13 protein-coding genes are annotated in these 21,717 nt (G+C 43.3%); 6 read left to right on the top strand and 7 right to left on the bottom strand.

The window, feature by feature from the left end:
- Positions 1-153: 153 nt before the first annotated feature.
- Both torS and ACED59_RS03835 read right to left on the bottom strand, forming a co-directional pair.
- A complete protein-coding gene (gene torS / locus ACED59_RS03840) occupies positions 154-3,177 on the bottom strand; it encodes a TMAO reductase system sensor histidine kinase/response regulator TorS (protein WP_371704912.1) in 3,024 nt (1,007 codons plus the stop codon).
- Between the two features lie 64 nt (positions 3,178-3,241).
- Positions 3,242-3,406, bottom strand: coding sequence for a hypothetical protein (locus tag ACED59_RS03835; protein ID WP_231847902.1), 165 nt, complete (start codon positions 3,404-3,406; stop codon positions 3,242-3,244).
- Here ACED59_RS03835 and torT point away from each other — a divergent pair.
- Positions 3,351-4,298, top strand: a complete 948-nt coding sequence (gene torT / locus ACED59_RS03830; protein WP_241820684.1) for a TMAO reductase system periplasmic protein TorT — start codon at positions 3,351-3,353, stop codon at positions 4,296-4,298. The genes ACED59_RS03835 and torT overlap by 56 nt on opposite strands.
- Positions 4,299-4,358: 60 nt before the next feature.
- Positions 4,359-4,814: a methylglyoxal synthase gene (locus ACED59_RS03825; RefSeq protein WP_009844869.1), complete on the top strand. Its 456-nt coding sequence runs from the start codon at positions 4,359-4,361 to the stop codon at positions 4,812-4,814.
- A 182-nt stretch (positions 4,815-4,996) separates the two neighbouring features.
- On the opposite strand, the gene ACED59_RS03820 is transcribed toward ACED59_RS03825, so the two are convergent.
- Together ACED59_RS03820 and ACED59_RS03815 are read right to left on the bottom strand one after the other, a co-directional pair.
- A complete protein-coding gene (locus ACED59_RS03820) occupies positions 4,997-6,559 on the bottom strand; it encodes a PAS domain-containing methyl-accepting chemotaxis protein (protein WP_017096349.1) in 1,563 nt (520 codons plus the stop codon).
- A 206-nt stretch (positions 6,560-6,765) separates the two neighbouring features.
- Complete coding sequence (locus tag ACED59_RS03815) at positions 6,766-7,233, bottom strand: Lrp/AsnC family transcriptional regulator (protein ID WP_009844861.1); 468 nt, start codon at positions 7,231-7,233, stop codon at positions 6,766-6,768.
- Between the two features lie 151 nt (positions 7,234-7,384).
- Between ACED59_RS03815 and ACED59_RS03810 the strand changes: the two genes are divergently transcribed.
- The 3 genes from ACED59_RS03810 (at position 7,385) to ACED59_RS03800 (ending at position 12,039) form a co-directional block, all read left to right on the top strand.
- Positions 7,385-8,347: a hypothetical protein gene (locus ACED59_RS03810; RefSeq protein WP_017096350.1), complete on the top strand. Its 963-nt coding sequence runs from the start codon at positions 7,385-7,387 to the stop codon at positions 8,345-8,347.
- A 576-nt stretch (positions 8,348-8,923) separates the two neighbouring features.
- On the top strand, positions 8,924-9,235 hold the full coding sequence (locus tag ACED59_RS03805; protein ID WP_029223725.1) for a hypothetical protein: 312 nt from the start codon (positions 8,924-8,926) through the stop codon (positions 9,233-9,235).
- 47 nt (positions 9,236-9,282) lie between these two features.
- Positions 9,283-12,039: an immune inhibitor A domain-containing protein gene (locus tag ACED59_RS03800; RefSeq protein ID WP_017096352.1), complete on the top strand. Its 2,757-nt coding sequence runs from the start codon at positions 9,283-9,285 to the stop codon at positions 12,037-12,039.
- A gap of 213 nt (positions 12,040-12,252) precedes the next feature.
- Here ACED59_RS03800 and ACED59_RS03795 read toward each other — a convergent pair whose 3' ends face one another.
- Positions 12,253-13,428 (bottom strand): MFS transporter, encoded by a 1,176-nt coding sequence (locus ACED59_RS03795; RefSeq protein WP_029223726.1) that lies wholly within the window; start codon positions 13,426-13,428, stop codon positions 12,253-12,255.
- 227 nt (positions 13,429-13,655) lie between these two features.
- On the opposite strand from ACED59_RS03795, the gene ACED59_RS03790 reads away from it, so the two are divergent.
- The gene (locus ACED59_RS03790) at positions 13,656-14,546 is read left to right on the top strand and encodes a LysR family transcriptional regulator (RefSeq protein ID WP_009844857.1); all 891 of its coding nucleotides are present in this window, start codon (positions 13,656-13,658) and stop codon (positions 14,544-14,546) included.
- A 94-nt stretch (positions 14,547-14,640) separates the two neighbouring features.
- Here the strand turns inward: ACED59_RS03790 and ACED59_RS03785 are convergent, their stop codons facing one another.
- Positions 14,641-20,628 (bottom strand): response regulator, encoded by a 5,988-nt coding sequence (locus tag ACED59_RS03785; protein ID WP_371704909.1) that lies wholly within the window; start codon positions 20,626-20,628, stop codon positions 14,641-14,643.
- Between the two features lie 319 nt (positions 20,629-20,947).
- Positions 20,948-21,712, bottom strand: coding sequence for an ABC transporter ATP-binding protein (locus ACED59_RS03780; protein ID WP_017096356.1), 765 nt, complete (start codon positions 21,710-21,712; stop codon positions 20,948-20,950).
- Positions 21,713-21,717 lie beyond the last annotated feature (5 nt).

Here is a 21,717-nt window from a genome sequence, read left to right as displayed (position 1 = left end):
TCAAGCGTCGGCTATATTGCTTGGAATCTTGGTGAGTCTTTCTTAGAGAACCATTGGTACACATGCTAGAAAAAATCCTCTGACGAATAGTCGTTCAGAGGATTTTTTATTTAGCTTGCAGATTAAGTATAAGCTTAAAACAGGCTCACATCGTTAAACGGAAACATAGGGCACAAGTGCCTTCAACGAATCTCTAACTAGTTCCGATAAAGCTTGGTCGTTATCTCGATACTGCAATAATGGTTCTTCGCTTGCTTCAATGCTCTGACACAAGCTGTACAGTGCTGATAGACCCAAACTACCCGCCGACCCTTTAAGTTTGTGCGCCAAGGACTTCACTTCTCGTCCATCATCCGCTTGACTAGCCTCAGCTAATTCATTCAAGGTCAGGTCACTGCTTTCATCAAACAGCGCAACGATCTGTTTCATTTTCTCTAATCCAAGAATCGACAGATCACCCTCTATCACTTTGGAATCAATCAATTTCACCGGAGCATCTCCTCGGTCTTGGGTATCATATTGAGCATCAATGGTAGCCGTGTGATTAGCCAAAACATCAGCCACCTGTGTGGCGTTCCGTTCATCACTGTTACTCTCAATTACGCGTTTATAGTTTTGTTTGCAAACAGCATCGTTCGGATCAGGCTGTGGTAACAACAGTGCTTTACCATCGAGTTGAGTAACGATGAGCTGAGAAAGAGCCTCTTTCTCCAACGGCTTAGGCAAGAAACCATCGAACCCTGATGCTAAATAGCTTTCGACTTCTTCATTGAATACATGCGCCGACACCGCCACCATAGGTGGTATATTTATCGGCTCAGCCGTGGACGTTTGTTCTAGAATCGCTTTTAACTGTTGAATCAGCTCTATGCCATCACAATCGGGTAGGTTAATGTCTACCAACGCAATATCAAACGCCTGCTCACTGAATATAGCTCTGGCCTCTTCTCCTGTTGTCGCCATCACAACGTCATGGCCTAGGTTATTCAGAAATCCTTCAGCAACAATGCAGTTAACAGGGTTATCTTCAATCAACAATACTTTGGCACGGATACAAGCTTCAATAGTCGGTGCTTTCGTTTCAATCTTCTCACCCGCGAACAAAGGTACTGAGAACCAGAATTGGCTACCTTCACCTTCTTCGGAATGAACACCAATATCACCGTTCATTGCTTGCATGATACTTTTGCTGATCGCTAGCCCTAGCCCAGTGCCGCCAGTTTTATTGCGACCACTACCGGTTTGGGTGAATGCATCAAACAGACAAGCTTGCTCTTTGCTATCAATGCCAACCCCCGTGTCTGACACTTCAAACATCACTCGATTTTCATCTTCTATATCTAAGCTGATAAAGATATCGACTGAGCCTGTTTCAGTGAACTTAATCGCATTGCCAACCAGATTGTTCAAAATTTGGCTGATTCGTGTTACATCACCACGCCAATAACGTTGTACGTTACTTTCAATATGGAAATCGAAATTAAGTTTCTTCTCAGCAGCACGTCCCTCCATTAGTTGGTAGGTATCTTTAACCATCTGGTAGAGATCAAACGAAGCCGTGCGAATTTCTAAATGCCCCGCTTCTATCTTTGAATAATCAAGCACGTCATTCAAAATGGCGAGAAGATTCTTGCCGCTGCGGTTAATGATATCGGCATAACCCGATTGCAAAGGATCTAGCCCAGTATCTTTAAGTAATCGAGCCGTACCTAATACACCGTTCATCGGTGTTCGTATTTCATGGCTCATCGTCGCGAGGAAGGCGGACTTAGCCCGGCTTGCTTGCTCTGCGGCATTACGAGCCTTAGCGTGATTTTCCACCTCGACATTCAACTTCTCATTGGTTTTTTGCAGTTGATAAGTTCGGTCGGTGACCAATTCTTCTAAGTGCTCTTTATGTTCTTCGAGCTCACGTTTCGCCTTCGCTTCTCCAACTGCTACCACTTGTAGCGCCTGTGCCGTATTTCTCGCTGTAATAATAGCCTCACCCATATGAGCCAGTTCATCATTACCTTTAACCGAGATATCGATATTCAGGCGCCCCTGAGCGATAGACATCAAAGCTGAAGAGTATTCAGTAAGACGTTTAACCACCGAGATATAAACAACTCGCCACACAATAACGGCAACGATAACCAAGCCAATAACCGAAATCACCGACAACGACCATTGAGCTAGATTCAGCGTGCTAGTCAGCTCATCAACCGCTTTTTTGGTACTTAGATTCGAATCGTCGATCAATTGGTTAACCGTTGTATTCAGTTGCGAAAACAGCTCCAGCGTATTTTGCATCAGAAATTCAGATTTTTTGGTGTTCTCATATTGTTCTAGCGATATATCGAACACGACTTGGCGTTTTCTTAATTCTTCAAGAAGCTGAGACATCTGCGCTGAACGAGTCGGGTCTTCGACCGCTTTCACACGGCGCGCCATAATTCTTAGATTAGATTCAAACTCAGATTGGATTTGATGAATACGTTCAACGTTAGTGACAGTCTGCGTTTCTTCAATTTGATTAAGCATTTTGTACGCCAACAAATGTAATTCATGCAAGCGTTCAGACAAATCAAGGTCTACCTCAACAAGCGCATCTAAGGCTTGGTAGGCTTTATCAGTTTGCTTGGTTTCTAGTAGATCATAAATGTGTGTAACGTTGGCAACTGCGATGGTGGCCGTGTTCAACACTTGGGTTCGGGTTAGCTGTTCTAGCTCTTCCGCAAGTAGACGCATCTCTTCAACACGAGAAGACAGTTCCTTGTTTAACCAAAGCTTACGTTCAACTGACACGCCCAACTCAGCCAGTGTATTAATAACACTTTGGACATTGTTTTCGAGTTTATTAAGAAGTTGGGAATCAAAGCTGTCGACGCCAAGTTCTTTGATATGCTGAAGAAGCGACTCAAGTTGACCGAACAACATAGTCCCCGCCTCTTTTCTTTCTGCTTCATTTCTCGCATTAGAAAGCGTTTGTACAGACGAAATAATACGGTTACTCAACTCAGACACTTGACGAGCTTCGATCATGGCAGGAAGAGCAGAATCGACGACGTTTCTTTCAGTCTTTGCTACAAAGCTAAAACCAGAAACACCGATCAATGCAGACAATAAAACCAACAGGGCCATCACTAAGAATGAGGCGAGTAGCTTGCGTCCAATACTCGCTGAAGCTAACAACATAAACTCTAAACCTTAAAACGTTCTTCTTTACCCATGCAGAATACGCTATATTTTGCAGTGTTTCTTATCTAAAACCAATAAAACGGCAATTCATGCTATCTAGACCTTTAACTTCAAAAATTCTTCTCTCATTACTAGCATCAGTCACCACTGTAGCAAGTGCTAGTGAGCCTTTGAGCCCAATAAAACCGGCAGAAGCCACATCACAAAAAGAAAAAATTTGTGCCATTTATCCGCACCTAAAAGACTCTTATTGGTTATCGGTTAACTACGGAATGGTCTCAGAAGCAGAAAAGCAACAAGTCGAACTTAGAGTTTTGGAAGCTGGCGGTTACCCCAACGTAGCCAAACAGGCCTCACAACTGGTGCTTTGCACGCAGTGGGGAGCTGATGCCATTATTTTAGGCACCGTTTCGCCTGACGCTTACCATGAGAATCTGACCAACTGGGTCGGAGCAACCCCTGTGTTTGCCACAGTCAATGAGTTAACCGTCAATAAAGAGCAACAAAGAGTATTAAAAGGCACGGTCGGTGTCGACTGGTATCAAATGGGCTTCCAAGTCGGAGAGTTTTTGTCGAAAAGACATCCAAAAGGGTCAGGAGAAACACCTATCGCCCTATTACTTGGCCCACAAGCAAGCGGTGGCACTAAACCTGTGGCGCTCGGGTTTTATGATGCAATCAAATCGAGCGATATCAAAATCGCGATCAGCTATTGGGCAGACAACGATAAAGAACTGCAAAGAAACTTGGTACAACAAGTCATCGAACAACCGGATATTCAATATATTGTCGGAAGTGCAGTCGCGATTGAAGCTGCGATAAGTGAACTAAGAGCTGCGGGTAAAACCAAAGATATTGGGTTAATTTCAAGTTACTTAAGTCACGGAATCTACCGCGGTTTGCTTCGTAACAAGGTGCTTTTTGCACCAACAGATAAAATGGTTGAACAAGGTCGCTTGTCGGTAAAGCAAGCCACCAATTACTTGCGTGGTCAACCTTATGAAAAACATAGTGCACCCATGATTGAGGCACTGACACCAGCAACACTCAAAGATCAAATTATCGCCGACTCATTGTCACCTTCTGAGTTTCGCCCGGTATTCAGTGTGAATCCTTAGTGCTATATTGACTAAAGAACTCAAAACAATAAAAACGAATCAATCATTTAGGGAACATCCATGCAAAAAACGACGCGTACTATGCCAACGCATAAGAATATCGCTTTGGTCGCTCATGACCATTTCAAACCTGAGCTATTAAGATGGGTCAAAGAGAACAAAGAAAAACTACAAAAGCACTTCCTTTATGCAACGGGCACGACAGGTTCTCTACTCAGTAAAGAAACAGGCTTAGCGATTAAGAGTATGATCAGTGGCCCAATGGGCGGTGACCAACAACTTGGTGCGCTTATCTCTGAAGGCAAGATCGATATGATGATTTTCTTCTGGGATCCATTAAATGCCGTACCACACGACCCGGACGTAAAAGCACTGCTTCGTATCGCAAGTGTTTGGAACATCCCTGTAGCAACCAACCGCGCTACCGCTAACTTCCTGTTTAACTCTTCACTGCTTGAAGAAGAAGTGATCATTGAGATCCCAGACTACGAAGCATACTTGGCAGAGCGCACATAATCACACGTTAAATTAGCCCTTTACTAAACACACTAAAGAGCCTGCATTATGAACTGCCCCCAACAGTTGGACATCAATTATTGGGGGCTTTCTGTTTTTGTAATCTGCTCTTTTGAGCCACAAAAAAGCCCTGCTAGTTTCGCAAGGCTTCTCTTATTTCTCATTACTCTAAAATCTAACCGCTATTTTTCTTCGAAGCGCTTCGCTAAGTGATAGAACTCATTCACTTGCTCTTTTAGCTCTGTGGAGTGGTCTTTCACGGAATGTGTTGCAACCAAGTTTTGCTCTGCGGTAGATGCAATAGACTGCATATGCAGGTTCACTTCGCTCGATAGTTCACGTTGTTTATGAGCAGAGCTTTCAACAGATTGCATCAATTCATTCATCGATTGCATTAGATTTTCAACTTCAGATAAACGCTCTGCGCTCACCTTCGCAACATCACCGCACGCGTCTGTTTGGTCTCTGTTCGCCAGAATATCTTTCTGCCAGCTTTCAATCGTCGCCAGCATGGTATCGATGCTCTCTTTAATCTGAACTGTGGCCTTTGACGTTCGCCCAGATAACGCACGTACTTCATCGGCAACAACTGCAAAGCCTCTTCCTTGCTCGCCTGCTCTTGCCGCTTCAATCGCAGCGTTAAGTGCCAACAAGTTAGTTTGCTCAGCGATTCCACCAATCTCTTCCATTATCTTGCTCACGCTTTGCGCTTGGTCGCTCAATTGGTAAGTCGTGTGCGTCGCTTTCTCCGCCTGAGATGCCAAATTTTCAAGGTTACGATGGGTTTGATCAATGCTCTCTTTAGCACCTGCACAAGTTTGCAAGGTCACATCAACAATTTGGTGAGCTTCTTCTGTACGAGTAGAGACTTCATTGGCGGTCACCTCAACCTCTTCAGTTGCTTCACGTACCTGAAGAATATCTTTTGTCTGCTGATCGAGCGCTTCAGTGACTTGGTATGACGTCGCATTAAGGTTATCGGCTAAATCTTGCAATGGTTTCGCTGAGTCTGTCATACGACCTAATACAGTGCGGATTCGGGCAGACAGCAGCTTGAGATGAAAATCGGCAACAGAGAACTGACGATTACCTGAATAGACAAGGCGACTGACACTATCGAATTTAGATTGCAGTTTTTTCAACTGTAATGGAGTATCAATGAGCTCTTGTCGGAAAAGCAGTGCTAGAGCAGAGACAGGAAGAAGACTCAATATCCACTGCGATGCTTGCCCTACTTCTACAAGATTTGAAATCAGAGGCGCAGCCAAAGAGCCAAGTAACACTGCGTAACGAACACTGTCACTGATCTGTAGTGACCATTGGCGACCTGACGTCTCAGCTTTCAACAAGCTTTGATAGGCCTTATCCGCAACTTGCACCCACTCGCTTTTCGGCTTAACACGAACAGACTGATAGCCACTCACCTTCCCGCCATCATAAATAGGGGTAACGTAAGCATCAACCCAGTAGTACCCACCGGATTTAGTTTTGTTTTTTACGATCCCGCGCCACGCCTTGCCTTGTGTTAGATTCACCCACATATCGGCAAAAGCCGCTTTAGGCATATCACCATGCCTAACAATATTATGGTTTTGCCCAAGTAATTCATCTTGGTTGTATTCTGCAATGCGACAAAAAGCGTCATTACTATAGGTAATCACACCTTTAAGGTCAGTAGTTGAGACAAGTTGTTCATTTTCGCTTAAAAGCGTTTCACGAGATTGAGAAGGAGAGCTGGCTGTCATTATATTAACTTTTGTTAACTATTATTGTAGCCGAGGAATATATACAATTATTAAAGTTCTTACAAAATGCGAACGTAACATTTTGTGTAAATGACTGCTATTTATACAAAAATAACCAATGCACCTCACAAAACTCTAAACGCTAAGCCTCTTCCCTAACTATTATGCCTTTGATCTAATTATTCACACCTCTATCTGGCTAAAGGTCATGACTCATCTAAGTTAACTGCAGTGGTAAATTTCACTGTTCTCATAGAGACGGAGGTATGGAACTTGCGAATATTCAGATCTTTGCGCAATACTCGTTCAACAAAGTCTTCGTAAGCTTGTATATCTTTCACCGTAACAATCAACATAAAATCAAAGCTGCCTGATATCTGATAGCACTGAGTAACCTCTGACGCCTTAGAAATAGAATGGCGAAAAATTTGATAGATATCCCCTCGATCGCGCTCCATTTCAACGGACACAACTAGGGTCATCTTGCTGCCAGTAAGCTCAGGATTAATGATCGAAACATCACCGACGATCACGCCCTCTTGCCTCAATCGTTTCACTCGCTTTAAGCAAGCAGGAGGTGATAGCCCTACGATCTCGGCTAACGACTGATTAGGGATCCGGTTATTCTTCTGAAGCTCTACCAATATGCTTCTATCTATACGGTCTATTTCCATAATTTCTTAAACCATGATTTTTTGATTGATAATTTCTTACTTTAAGGCAATTTAAAAATTATAGGCAACTTTATAGGTTATTTTTGAAATAATAATCACAACAATCGCGGTAAGATCTTTTTATACAACACAACGAGTTATGGTCGTAACAATGAAATCAACCTATCAATTTTTCAAAGAGCTCCTCAAAGAAATCTTCGATGTCACTTCGACGCTTTTCCGTATCATGATTCCAATCATCATATTGATAAAAGTCGTCGAAGAGCTTGGCGGCATAATGATTCTTAGCGAATGGCTAAGCCCTATAATGGAAAGCGTCGGATTACCCAAAGAAATGGGCTTGGTATGGGCAACAACCATACTCACTAACATCTATGCGGGGCTGATTATTCTTATTAATTCCGATGTTCCCTTAACGGTTGCTCAAGCTTCAATTTTAGGCAGCATGATGCTCCTTGCTCACTCATTGCCAATTGAAGGCGCAATTGCCAAAAAAGCAGGTGTTAACTGGCTGGCTACCCTATCGGTGAGAGTGGGTGGAGGCTTAGTGCTGGCATGGCTACTCAACCTCAGTTATCAATACGGAGACTGGCTCAACTACCCAGCAACCGTGCTTTGGCAACCGGAAGTATCTGGAGACACGAGTTATCTTGGTTGGGCGCTTGAACAGTTCAAGAACTTTGCGGTTATCTTCATGGTAATCTCAGCACTATTACTGTTACTCAAGATCTTAAAGGTTCTAGGTATTGAGAAACTCATGGCAGTATTACTGAGACCATTGTTAAGAGTGCTGGGAATCAGCAAAGACGCAACAAACCTAACAATAATAGGAATCACGCTCGGCCTTTCGTTTGGTGGCGGCTTATTAATCAATGAAGCTAAGAAAGGGCATATCTCAGCAAGAGACGTATTCACCGCAATCATGCTGCTCAACTTGCTCCACAGTTTAATTGAAGATACGTTGTTGATCCTACTCATCGGGGCTGATTTCTACACGATATTTTGGGGAAGGCTTGTATTCTCGGTGTTGGTTGTCGCTGTGATATCAAACGTCATTAAGCGCATGAATCCAAGCACTTGCGAACGGTATTTTTATCGCGATGTCTCTCAGTAATAAGTAAATCGCCAACAAGAATAAAAGGAAAAGAACTCAAATACGGGTTCTTTTTTACGGCTTGGTACTCCTATCACCTCCGCTATTTTTAAATTTCACGCCCTTGAAACACTGAAAATCATTCTCAACACCCTAATTATTGATATTTCGTGTGAAAATAATTTCAGCACAGGTATTTACTAATAACTCAATTATTAAATGCAATATTTAAACACAGAGAATATAAAACGCATCTTATTACTTATAACTCCATACCTTGTATAAAGTACTCTCAAGATAATAATCACTTCCCAACCAAGATTATTAAAATCCAAACTATCAACTATTCATTCAACAAAACTCATTAAATAGCTGATAATAAAATAAATAACGACCATTATTTGATATTAACTTTAAATGTTGAAATCGGAACGAACAATTGCTTGTAATAATTATCTATTTGATTGGTTAATTTTATAAATATATTTTGTTACATAATCAAAACTGATGGCTCTTTTCAATATGCTCCTTATAACAGCGCCTCTTACAACCGAGGCTCGCACAACTAAGATTCTTACAAAAACACCCATAAAAGCAATGACTTTAATGGTTCTAACTTTGTCATCACTGTCACAGGCTTCCACTATTGAGAACGATGAACTATTGCTTAAGTCATTGATTAAAAGAGGTGTTATCTGTTCTGGCTTAACCTATGAGGAAAATCAAGAAGCTTTACGTATCTATCTCAACGCTAAAAAAGCGAAGAGCACTCCGTTTGATTCAAAAAGTAGAAAAGAGACAACCAATACAAAGGAGATAGAAAGTAAAAAAAATACAACAAACACACGTCAGTTAAATAAGACACCACAAGAGTGTATTAGGCCAAACTCGGACAACAGATCCGAATAAGGCAAGTTGATACTGATATCGACATGGAAATATAAAAGGAAAATATAATGAAAATGATGAGAAAAACATTGTTGGCTTCAGCAATGCTTACTCTATTTAGCGTCAGTAGTTATGCAAAAACACCTATTGATTTAGGCGTTGTTAATGAAGACAAACTCATTGAAATGCTAGTTAGACAGGGCTTAGTCGACCAAGATGCAACCGATGTGGCAAAGCACGACGCACTTGACCGCTACTTGAAGAATAAAATCAATTCCGGTTTTAAAGGTGACGCTCAATTCGGTAAAAAAGCACTTGAGCAACGAGCGAAAATACTTAAAGCCATAGAAAAAGGATCTGGCGTTAGAAAGGCGAGCGTCTTTGCGTTAGAAGTCGGCACCAAGCGTACCGATAAAGTACTCGCTCTGTTAGTCGATTTCCCTGATTTGAACTGGGATAACAACAAACTGACCGAAGAGCACACACAAATGCTCTACGAGAGCTACAACCCAGAACATTATCAAGAGTTGTTGTTTTCAAACTCTGGCTACACTGGGCCAAACGGCGAAAACCTAATCTCGATGCGTCAGTATTACCAAAGCGAATCTGGTGATAGTTACAGCGTTGCGGGCCAAGCTGCAGGTTGGTATCGCGCCTCTAAACCTGCGTCATTCTATGGGGGTAACTCCCCTACTACCGACAACGATCTCAACGCGCAAGAACTGATTCGCGAAGCACTGAATCAATTGGCTCAAGATCCGAGTATCAATCTAGCCGATTACGATATTGAAGATCGTTACGATTACGACGGTGACGGAAACTTCCGTGAACCCGATGGTGTGATTGATCATCTAATGGTGTTCCACGCATCTGTTGGTGAAGAAGCCGGTGGTGGCGTATTAGGCCCTGATGCGATTTGGTCTCACCGATTCAACCTTGGTCGCACCCATGTACTTAAAGGCACCTCTAGCTCGCTTCCAGACCGCTTTGGTGGCCAATACGCAGCATTTGATTACACGATTCAACCGATTGATGCCGCAGCTGGTGTATGTGCTCACGAGTATGGCCATGATTTAGGCTTGCCAGACGAGTACGACACGCAATATACAGGCAAGGGTGAACCTGTCTCTTACTGGTCAATCATGTCTTCGGGCAGTTGGGCTGGTCAAATTGGTGGCACACAGCCAACGGCATTCAGCTCTTGGGCAAAACACTTCCTACAGAAGTCGATTGGTGGTCGCTGGGTTAACGATGATCAAATCTCAATTAATGATCTAGAAGACAACCCACAAGTTTACACGCTGTTCCAAACAACGGATAACAACCGTCCGAACATGATTAAAGTGGATCTTCCAGAAAAACAGATCGAAGGTTTAAAACCGTTTGCTGGTGAGTATTCGTTCCACTCTCAAAAAGGCGATGACCTGAAAAACAGCATGACACGCAAGTTGGTGATTCCAGCCGGCGATTCTGCACTGCTTTCGTTCAAAACTTGGTATGAAATTGAGAAAGACTACGACTTTGCACGCGTACTCGTGAATGGAGAAGCCATTGCCGGCAACATCACCTCAATGGATGACCCGTACAATACTGGCCTCGTTCCTGCTATTGGCGGCGAATCTGGCGGTTGGATTGATGCTGAGTTCGACGTTTCACAATGGGCAGGCCAAGAAGTAGAGCTTTCGTTTGAATACATCACCGATGGTGGCTTGGCGATGGAAGGTTTCTATTTGGATAACCTCAGTGTGGTCGTTGATGGTGAAGTAACCTTAATAGACGATGGTGAGAGCAACTCCGCCTTCGCCCTAAATGGTTACAAGCTGAGTAATGGGTTCCACCAAGCGCAACACTACTACCTGTTGCAATGGCGCAGCCACATGGACGTTGATGAAGGTCTAGCCAACATCAAACGCATGGGACAACTGATCTCATTCGACCCAGGTTTGATCATTTGGTACGTAGACGAGTCGCTGACTGATAACTGGGTAGGTAAACACCCAGGTGAAGGTTGGTTAGGCGTGGTCGATGCAGACCAGAATGCCATGACTTGGGAAAAATCCGGTGAAGTCGCTCAAACTCGTTATCAAGTTCGTGATGCTGCGTTTTCACTCAAAGATCATACCCCAATGCGTCTTGTGAACAGCGACGATGATGTACTTGAAGATACCAGTTTGGTTGGCAATGCTAGCTTCTCTGACGACCAAGATTACACCTCTCCACAAGCGCCTGATTCAGGACGTATCCTAACGGAGTTTGGCTTATCCGTTGATATTGTGAATCAGAGTGACAACAACGAATACGGTGTGGTTCGCTTATCGAAAGTAAGCCAACACAACGTCGCCCCTACTGCGAACTTCGAGCTCAATGTTACTGCCCTGAACGTTTCTGCACGTAACTTCAGTTCTGATCAAGACGGTGAGATCGTCAGTTATCTATGGGACTTTGGCAACGGCACAACAAGTAACGAAGTGGCACCAACTTGGTCTTACGAGCAAGCCGGTGAATACACGGTGAACTTGACTGTTGTTGACGACAAAGGCGCTACCGATTCATTTAGTTCTGTGGTGAGTGTTGAATCTCCAAACGCCCTTCCAGAAGCGAGCGCGAAGTACATTCACTTGGGTCGTTGGGTAACCATGTGGTCTACAAGTTCAGACAGCGATGGTCGTATTGTTGATACCGAGTGGACACTTCCAAACGGAAAGGTGAAACGAGGTCGCACATTCACTTCAATCTTCCCTTCATACGGAGAGCACGAGGTGACACTGAAGATAATCGATGACCAAGGTGGGATTACGACTAAGACAATTTTAGTCGACCTGTAAATCATAGCAGGCTCTATCATGAGGATTTACAAAATAAGCTTAAGTACTGTTGTCACAGGATATAAACCACGACAGCAGTTTTAAGAAAACGTCATTATTTAAGCCATAAGCGAAAGCCCTACCGATTCGGTAGGGCTTTTTATTGGTCGCAATTTAAGATACTAGGGGTTTAGTCACAGTAAAAAACTTGCTGAACCACCATTCGATGAACCATTACACGGGCTGCTTTTGAATGCGTGATTTACGCGCACTGAATGCAAACAACAAAATTACGGCCAAAACGAATGGTAAAACGTAAACGTTAAGGTTTTGCCAACCTACTGTTGACTCCAACCAACCAGACAGTAGCGCCGTGACAGTTACACAACCAAACACAACAAATTCATTGAACGCTTGTGCCTTGGCTTTATTTTGAGCTTGATACGACTGGCTAAATAAGCCTGTTGCAGCGATGAACATAAAGTTCCAACCCACACCAAGCACAACCAAAGCCGCTCTAAAGTGCCAAATTGACACGCCATGGATATTGATGGCAATACTCACCACAAATAACACGCCACCTGCAAGGATCATCATTCTTGAACCGAACTTCTCGATGAGGGAGCCCGTAAAGAATGCAGGCACAAACATACCCAATACGTGCCACTCAATCACACCAGCAGCTTTAGTAAAATCGAATCCGCAACCAATCATCGCCAATGGTGTTGCCGTCATCAAAATGTTCATCACGGCGTAAGCAACCATGGCCGCAAACACAGCGCCAATAAAGTTCGGTGCTTTAACGATTACGCCTAAAGGATCGGCTTTGGGAGCCTGACTATTAAAAGAGACTTTAGGAAACTGAATTGTTTGTAACAAGGCTAAAGCTAAGATGTTTAGGCCGATCAGCGAAGCAAAAGCACCAATGTACAAGCCATCTGCTGACCATTGTTGAGACATAATCGCCAAGTTTGGCCCGAGTACCGCCGCCAACACGCCACCAGCCATCGATATAGATATCGCTCGATGACGGGCATTTTCATCACACACCTCGATTGCAGCAAAGCGATAAAGCGTGCCAAAACCTATGCCTATCCCAAGTAAGAACGTGGCGAAACAAAACAGATAGAAATTTTGCTGAGACAGTGCGTAAGTGGCAAGGCTAGCCCCTGTAATGCCAACCACATTACCAATGCTAAATCCTCGCTTTCTCCCTAATTTTCCTGAAATTAGAGACGCAGGAATAGTGGCTGCCATTAAACCCAAAAATTGCAGCGCAACCGGCAAGGTAATCATGCTGACACTGGGCGCAATCTGCTTGCCGATCAAGCCAATCACCGAGATCAGTAATATGTTACCCGTCATCAGCAAGGCCTGACACAGCGAGAGCAGCCAAACATTTCTATTCATCTTCGTTCCTAAATATGAGCACAGTTGGTCAATAGACCAAATAATCAACAAAGTCGCAACACTTTGTTACTCATAGCAACTCTACAAAGCGGCCAATAGGCCAATATCAATAGTTACCACCATATGACTTTGATTAGCGTTACTTAAGACGCTAGAGTTGAAATTATCATTACTTAAGATAATAATAATTTTTTGTTATTTATAGGCTTTAGCATTTAAAGGTGAGTATGATTAATCCACTTTGGCTCAATACATTTAAGACTCTGGTTGAAGTTGGTCATTTCACCCAAACTGCAGAAAAGCTGTATATGACACAGCCTGGCGTTAGCCAACACATCAAAAAGCTTGAGCAAGCTTGTAACTGTGACTTGTTATCGAGAGAAAATAAGAGTTTCGAACTGACCGAACAAGGTCGGATTATGTATCGCTACGCTCTTAAACTGGAAAAAGACCAAGAAGATTTATTCGAATCTCTGAGTTTCGACAATCCTTATTCTGGGCAATGTCATCTATCCTGTTCGGGTTCACTCTCTTTGCGTCTGTATCCCAAGCTTCTTGAACTGCAGCAGCAACATCAAGACCTGAGCATCAACCTAGAAGCGGCACCGAACAAAAAGATATTGAACGACCTAATCCAAGGCACCACCGATATTGGAATCGTAAGACATTCACCCAATGACAGCTATTATCAGAGCCAAGTTATTGGTAATGAGGCGCTGTGCTTAATCGTCCATCATAGTCTTGCTGACTTAGAGATTACCCCTGAAGCTCTGCACAATATCGGCCTCATAGCCCATCCAGACTCTGCTCATTACCTGTCTTTGTATTTTGACCTATGCGGAGATAAAGATTTAGCGAACATCAACATCAATGAGATCCCGAAGTCTGGCTACATTAATCAACTCCACCAAATTCTATTACCCGTATCAAAAGGGCTTGGGTTCACCGTGTTACCCGCAGGGGCTGTCGAAAACTTTCCAGACAAAGAGAAGTTGCATGTTGTGCCACCTAAAGTGAAGGTTGAAGAAACACTGTATTTGGTTCAGAAAAGAAATCGAAAACTGCCGCACAGATACAACACCCTTATCGATCTAATCAAACAACACGTCAGTAATTAATCCGAGACACAGAAAGAAGTAAAGCCTTTAGCTAGTTCGTTATTTCGCAGCAAGAGCTAAAGGCTTTAATGTTGGAGTGATGTTCAAAAGACAGCTACTCAGAAGCACTCAGAACCTCTTTGGCTCGTTCAAAGTCGTAATTATCTAACGCACTTTGGACATCTTTAAGAACTGCTGAATGTGGATACTGTGCCAGTAATTCAGTCACGTATTGGGTCGCATCGTTATCATAAGCATCCAACAGCGAATACAACTTAGCACGCTGCTCTTGAGTGATATTAGGCGAATTCGATGCATCAGCGCTTCTCACCTCAGTTTCTTGAGTACATGCCGTTTCAACACCTTGAGCACCAGAGCCATCAAAGCTGCTCTCTACCGTTTTGATCAATTCGATTAACCCAAGCTCAGCTTGTTTAAGATCCTGCTCATCACACGCCTTGTTATGCGCTTTGCTTTCAAGACCACCGAGTTGTTCAGCCAATTGCAACCCGCCAATAGAAGCCGCCATGCTTTTTAACGTATGTAGGTTCCGCTCTAACGTCACCCATTCATCTTGCACTAGGTTGTCGAAGGTATCCGACATAATGTCAGGCGCCCCTTGGCAGAATCTACCAAGCATCTTGTCTTGCAGCTTCACATCATGATGAGTCAGCTGACCGAACCTTGGCAATGAGAAAACAGGGAGAACCATCAGAGTATCAGAGCTTAATGTCGGACTGTTAGAGCTGCTATTTTGCATCCTAACTAAAGGCGACTCTGATGACGCTTTACCCTCAACCAAAACCTCTGGCACGATGTATTTCGTAATCAAAGCGGTGGCTTTATCGATGATAATGGGCTTATCCAAGAAGTCCGTGACTCCAGCCTCTCGCGCTCGCTGTTTCGCATCAGCAAACACATTGGCCGACATCGCAATAATTGGTACATCTTTATCAAACTCACGAATCAAACGTGTAGCTTCGAAACCATCCATAATCGGCATTTGCAGGTCCATAAAGATCATCTCATATTCATTGCTTTGAGCTAACTCCAGTGCCTCTTTTCCATTCTCTGCCAAGTCGGCATTCAGATTAGAGCGGGTGAAGAATGCCAAAGCTAAATCTTGATTTAACTCATTATCTTCAACTAGCAACACCCTTTGACCTTTGAACTCTATCTGGTAATCCAGTTGCAGCTCTTGGGCTTTAAACTCTGCCAATTTTTCAACGCTTGATCTTGGCAATGTTAGAACAAACGAAAACTCGCTGCCTTGCCCGAAAACACTCCCAACACTAATTTGGCCACCCATTGCACGAACCAATTTCTGACTAATATTGAGTCCTAACCCTGTGCCACCGAATCGGCGCGTGGTTGTACTATCGGCTTGGCTAAATGCTTCAAAGAGCTTGTGTAGATTCTCATCAGAAATTCCTATGCCAGTATCGGCCACCATCACCTTCATAGTCAGACTGTTATCATCTGATTCAACAAGGGCTACAGTTAACGAGACACTACCAGTTTCCGTAAACTTAATCGCATTACCAACAAGGTTAAGTATTACTTGGAACAGCCTTAATGGATCGCCGCGCAGAGGAGTGTTTAACTCTAGATCTATCGACATAGACAAGTTAAGTTGCTTCTCATTCGCTTTGGGTTCCATCAACTCAATGACATCTTGGAATGTCGTCACGGGATCAAATGGGATGCTATCAATGACAAGCTGTCCCGCCTCTATCTTAGAGAAGTCGAGGATGTCATTAATGATGCTTAACAGTGAATGCCCCGAACGGTGCACTTTCTCAATATAGTTTCGAGCAACAGGATTAGATATTTCGCCAATCGCCAGATAAGACAAACCAATAATAGCGTTCATTGGCGTTCTAATTTCATGGCTCATATTGGCTAAGAATTCCGATTTAGCTTGGCTCGCCAAATCGGCCCTCTGTTTCTCTTCTTCTAATTGCTCATTAAGGCGCTTCATTTCTGAAATATCGAATGCCCAAAATAGCGTGGCTATCTCGCCATCTAGCTCAAACAAATAATAGCTGACGAGCGCAACGAAACGGGTTCCATCAGATTTTCTAAGCACCAACTCCCGGTTTACTACCTTGCCATTGAGCATTAGCTCCTTATGTACATCATCCCGAACGGATAAAGAGTCATGAATAGAAGCTACATCGATAGAATCAAGATCAAGACCTTCAACCCCAAACAGCCGTTTCGCAGTATCGTTGGCATAACGAACTTTCTCTTCAAACACAACACTCGCGGCGATAGGAGAGCTGTTAAGCATATTGTAGAGCTGCTCCTGAGCCTTCTTAAGCGCCTCTGTTGCATCATTGGCAATGCTTATTTGTTTCGAGAGTTTTCGATTCCAGAAAACGATAAGTAAAACGATCACCAAAGCAAAACCTGAAATGGTATAAACCAATTCATAGTCGACTCTTTCTATCGCTTTTGGCGCTGCCCACTTCGCCGATATCTTTTGACGTTCTTCAGCAGAAATGCTCTCAATCGCCTTATTCACAATGGAATAAAGCAAAGGTTCAGACTTAATGACGTGTAAGGTGGGTGAAAGGAAAAAATCAAGTCGTCCGATAATTCCGACCTCACGATGACCAAATGAATCAATGAGGTAGTTTAGGACTTCGACAGTATCGATCATGCCATCTAGGGTTTCATCATCCAGTCGGTTAAGCCCATCTTCAGTGGATTCTACTTTCACCCATTCAATATTTGGGTATTTCCCGACAATCGCATCGGTATTTGCTGCGTTCTTCAAGATACCGATTTTCCATCCTTCAGCTTCCTCAAGCACCAAGCTACTTATGTCTCGTCTCGATGCAATAGCTAAACGGCTTGAAAACAGGCTCTTAACTGCTTTGACGTTGTCTCCTAACGAACGGTTCTCTTGTGCTGCGGAGACCAGTTCTACTTCATGATGATCAACCAAGCTTCGGGTCTCAGACCAACTTGCAACGTCTACATGGTTGATACTTAACCCTGTTTTCTGCTCAATGAGCGTTAGGTAATCGTCAATCATACCGATGTATTCACCGATATTGGATACCGCCTCATAAGGCAACGAATTTGGATCGATACCTATCCGAACATCCGGATTGTCTTTGATCCACTTCCTCTCTTTTTGGCTTAGATTTAAGATCTCTCCAGTCAAATTACTCGCTTGATAAACATCCGCAATATAGCGTTTCGCCGCATCTCCGAATGAACTAAATTGTTCGACTGATGGAAAATAAACATGGTTCCGCTCTAACGACTGAACATCAAAGTAGAAAGTCATCGAACCAGAATTGGTGCTCCCTCCTTTGGTTCGATAATTTGCGACCTTGGTGACTGATGAAAAGTGAGAGGTGTTTTTCTTCTCTCCATATTCATCAACTAGGTTACCGATGTACCAAGATTTGATTGGACGATTACTATTATCCGCCTGTGCAGTGATCACCTGAAATGAACTGTCCGTATCGAAAATTTCAAAAACTTCGGTTAACTCTTCAAAGCGGTCATTGACGATAAAATACGCGGATATTTGCGCTATGATATTCGCCTTTTTAAGCACTTGGCTTAGATCATTCTGAACCTGCATCTCGATAATTTGGCTTAAACCGTCATCGGCCTGTTTAAGGTTGTTAATCGCGGCATTGAAGCTGTCTCTGATTTCCTCACTCTTAAAGTCAACATAGATCGGATACTCAACTTTATACTCGTCATGTAACGTTAGCTCTGCCATTTCAATAAAACGAGTATTGGTGATAAACCACTCCAGAACCCTTCGTTCAACCATTAACAGGTCAACATTTTGAGCCCTCAATTGTGAGAATGCCGATTCAAGACCTTCGTAATCTTCGACACGACCAATGTCTAACTTACCCTTCAGTACTTCAACAGAATTTTTAATTGGTGAGGTCTCGTCGAACAATAACGCCCCTAGTGATAGGTCGTTCTGAGATTCAAGTTTGAGCTTGCGGCGAGTCAGTGAAACAGGAACAAACTCAACATTAAGAACTTTATCACTTAGGAAATGAGCATTAGGATCATCAAACTGAACGCCAGAAACAAAGGCAATAGAATTATTGTTGTCGATGGCCTTTCTAGCGGCACTAGGAGGAAGAGTGACAACGTCACCCAATTTATACCCCATATCATTAAGAGCACGTTGAATAATGTCGTGTTCTAGCCCGACCGCGGTGCTGTCTGGATACATATACGGAGGGTTACCAAAGCCAAATACGCCTTTTAGTGGCACTCGATAAGGAGAGGTATCTAGCCACTTTGATAAAATCTGGTTCTTATTTGCAACGTCAAAAGTTTCAATTTGTTTGTTGATTAGCGTCAGTAGCTCTGGTTCGTCATTTCGAATCACCATCGACGCTTCTAACTTTTTCCAATGCTCCAAAACATAGTTGACCGCTAGATCATGAACGCCAATCTTTTTCGCAAGATCCATAGTGGTGATAGGTTCACCGACCATGCCTTCAACATCACCAGACCCTAACGCACGCACCGCATCAATAACATTCTCAAAATCGACTCTTTCGATAGAGCTCAACCTCACTCCTGCACGCTCCAAGTCTATGTTTTCATTTACCATCGCAATGCGGCGTTTATTATTTTGATCTAGATTTCCATCGAGTTTTTTGTCGATAGGGACTATCACAGCCACCTGATAAGGAATATAGGGATCACTTGCAAGAAAACGTCCACCTTCACTTGGGTCGAACTGTTGGAATGGGAACACGTCGCCTCGCCCATCGACTAACGCCGCTTTGGCCTCGACGCGCGAGTTAACTGTGATAAACCGAACATGGACACCAAAACGCTGTTCAAGATCCAATGTCCAATCTTTGATGATCCCAGAAACCAGCCCGTCGTCATCGATGAATGAGTACGGGTAATGGTCGGAAAGAGCAATAAATGTGATGGTCGGTTGGTTTTCCAACCACTGGCTTAACTTAGCATCGGTCACTTCAGCCGCGTTTACACTGCGAATGACTAGTGACCACACCAATAAGCCAATGATAAGAGATAATACAAAACGATTTAGTGACAACATCAAGCCATCACTCATCGCTAAACTTCTCTTTAATCGCAAGAATCTCGGGCAACTTAAGAAAGAACAGATCAACGATAGTTGGATCAAAATGTTTGCCTTCTGTTCTTCAAACAAGCTCAGTGCCTCATCGACACTCCAAGCCTTCTTATAAGGACGCTCTGCTGTCAAGGCATCAAACACATCAGCCACCGCAGCGATTCTTCCTACCAAAGGAATTTCTTCACCCGCGATCTGGTTTGGGTAACCGCTGCCATCCCATTTCTCATGATGATATTGCGCCACCTGAATCGCCATACGCATCAGTTTGGAATCACTCTGCCTACCAAGAATTTCAACACCGTACTCGACGTGTTTCTGCATGGTACTCCACTCACCGGCATCCAACTTACCAGGCTTTAGCAGCACACTATCGGGAATGCCAATCTTGCCAATATCATGCATTGGTGCTGCATCACGCAACGTCTCGGTATCTTCGTCAGTCATTCCCAAGGCTTTAGCTAGCACTTCACAGTAGTGACTCATACGCTTAACGTGCATGCCTGTTTCATTGTCTTTAAATTCAGCAGCTCTACCCAGTATGTTCAGTGTTTCTAGCTTACCGAGATTGATCTCTTGAGTTTTCTCTTTTACCTGACTAAACAACGCGCGTTGTTGGTCATAAAGTGCGATATGCGTTTTCACACGCTGGAGTGCAATAGCAGGGGTTATCGGTTTGGTTAGGTAATCTACAGCCCCCAAGGAGAGCCCTTTTACTTCGGCTTCAGGTCCAATTTTGGCAGTAACGAAGATAATGGGGATATGCGCGGTGTTGGGCTGTTCTTTGAGCTGTCTGCAAACTTCATAACCGTCAATATCAGGCATCATGATATCGAGGAGAATGAGGTCTGGCTGAGGCACCATCTTGGCTATCTTGATGCCAATGGTACCGTTAATTGCTACTTTGACTTGATAGGTATCTTTAAGTATTGCAGTCAACACATCCAAATTGCTTGGGGTGTCATCTACGACTAACACTATGGGTTTACGACTCATTGATACCTCGTATAAAAATCAAACAGTTATAAATATAGTGTAGAACGATTTTTAGAGGTTAATCAGAAAAAATAGCAATTGTTTATTGAAAATGAAGAGTAGATCTTCGAGTGACATCAAACCAACGTTTGTCGAAGTATGACCAGTCAATATTACGTCGATTAAGTCATTATAATACAAAGGAAATTATACAGATTACTTTTGAATCCAGACCTTTTATTAACAAAATACAAACTGGCAAAAACAAAAAGAGCTCCTCACTCGGGAGCTCTTTTCACTTAAGTCATTAGAGAATCAAATAGCCTAGCGAACCCGCAACCTAACGACCTGAATAATACATACAGATTCGAACACCATCGAACTCACGAATCTCAAATGGGATCTCGTAAATCGACTCCATCACTGACTTTTCAACCACTTCAGAGACCTTGCCCGACTTAACCACTTGGCCCCTCTTCATCGCGACAATGTTATCTGAGTAACAAGAAGCAAAGTTGATGTCGTGAATCACAATAACCACCGCCTTATTAAACTCATGCGCTAGACGACGTAGCGTCTGCATGATTTCTACAGAGTGTTTAATATCTAGGTTGTTTAGTGGCTCATCCAAGAAGACATAGTCGGTATCTTGCGCCACTACCATTGCAATAAACGCCATTTGACGCTGACCGCCACTGAGCTCATCTAAGTATTTGTTTTGAATATCGGTAATGCCAAGGTGCTCTAGTGCCGTATCGACGATCTTATGATCTTCGTCTTTCAAGCGACCTTGAGAATGTGGGAAACGCCCAAAACAGACCAACTCACGAATCGTAAATCGCATATTGATGTTGTTTGATTGTCTTAACACAGCAAGGTGCTTCGCAAGCTCTTTGGTATCCCATTCAGCCAGTAATTTATCGCCAATAACGACCTCGCCCGCATCACTTTCGGTTAAGCGACTCGCCATAGAAAGCAGCGTACTTTTACCCGCACCATTTGGGCCAATAATAGAAGTCACTTCCCCTTTCGGGAACATAGCACTGGCATCATCAACCACGAGTGACTTGCCATACTTCTTAGTTAAACCTGTTAATTTAATCACTACTT

Source organism: Vibrio sp. FF266 (assembly GCF_041439695.1).
GTDB lineage: Bacteria > Pseudomonadota > Gammaproteobacteria > Enterobacterales > Vibrionaceae > Vibrio > Vibrio tasmaniensis_A.
This window is presented reverse-complemented; position numbering and strand designations above follow the sequence as displayed.

Coding starts and splice junctions, on each gene's coding strand:
- ACED59_RS03805 (WP_029223725.1), top strand. CDS start 8,924: ATGACTTTAATGGTTCTAACTTTGTCATCACTGTCACAGGCTTCCACT.
- ACED59_RS03790 (WP_009844857.1), top strand. CDS start 13,656: ATGATTAATCCACTTTGGCTCAATACATTTAAGACTCTGGTTGAAGTT.
- ACED59_RS03825 (WP_009844869.1), top strand. CDS start 4,359: ATGCAAAAAACGACGCGTACTATGCCAACGCATAAGAATATCGCTTTG.
- torS (WP_371704912.1), bottom strand. CDS start 3,177: ATGTTGTTAGCTTCAGCGAGTATTGGACGCAAGCTACTCGCCTCATTC.
- ACED59_RS03800 (WP_017096352.1), top strand. CDS start 9,283: ATGAAAATGATGAGAAAAACATTGTTGGCTTCAGCAATGCTTACTCTA.
- ACED59_RS03815 (WP_009844861.1), bottom strand. CDS start 7,233: ATGGAAATAGACCGTATAGATAGAAGCATATTGGTAGAGCTTCAGAAG.
- ACED59_RS03835 (WP_231847902.1), bottom strand. CDS start 3,406: ATGGCACAAATTTTTTCTTTTTGTGATGTGGCTTCTGCCGGTTTTATT.
- ACED59_RS03810 (WP_017096350.1), top strand. CDS start 7,385: ATGAAATCAACCTATCAATTTTTCAAAGAGCTCCTCAAAGAAATCTTC.
- ACED59_RS03795 (WP_029223726.1), bottom strand. CDS start 13,428: ATGAATAGAAATGTTTGGCTGCTCTCGCTGTGTCAGGCCTTGCTGATG.
- ACED59_RS03820 (WP_017096349.1), bottom strand. CDS start 6,559: ATGACAGCCAGCTCTCCTTCTCAATCTCGTGAAACGCTTTTAAGCGAA.
- ACED59_RS03785 (WP_371704909.1), bottom strand. CDS start 20,628: ATGAGTCGTAAACCCATAGTGTTAGTCGTAGATGACACCCCAAGCAAT.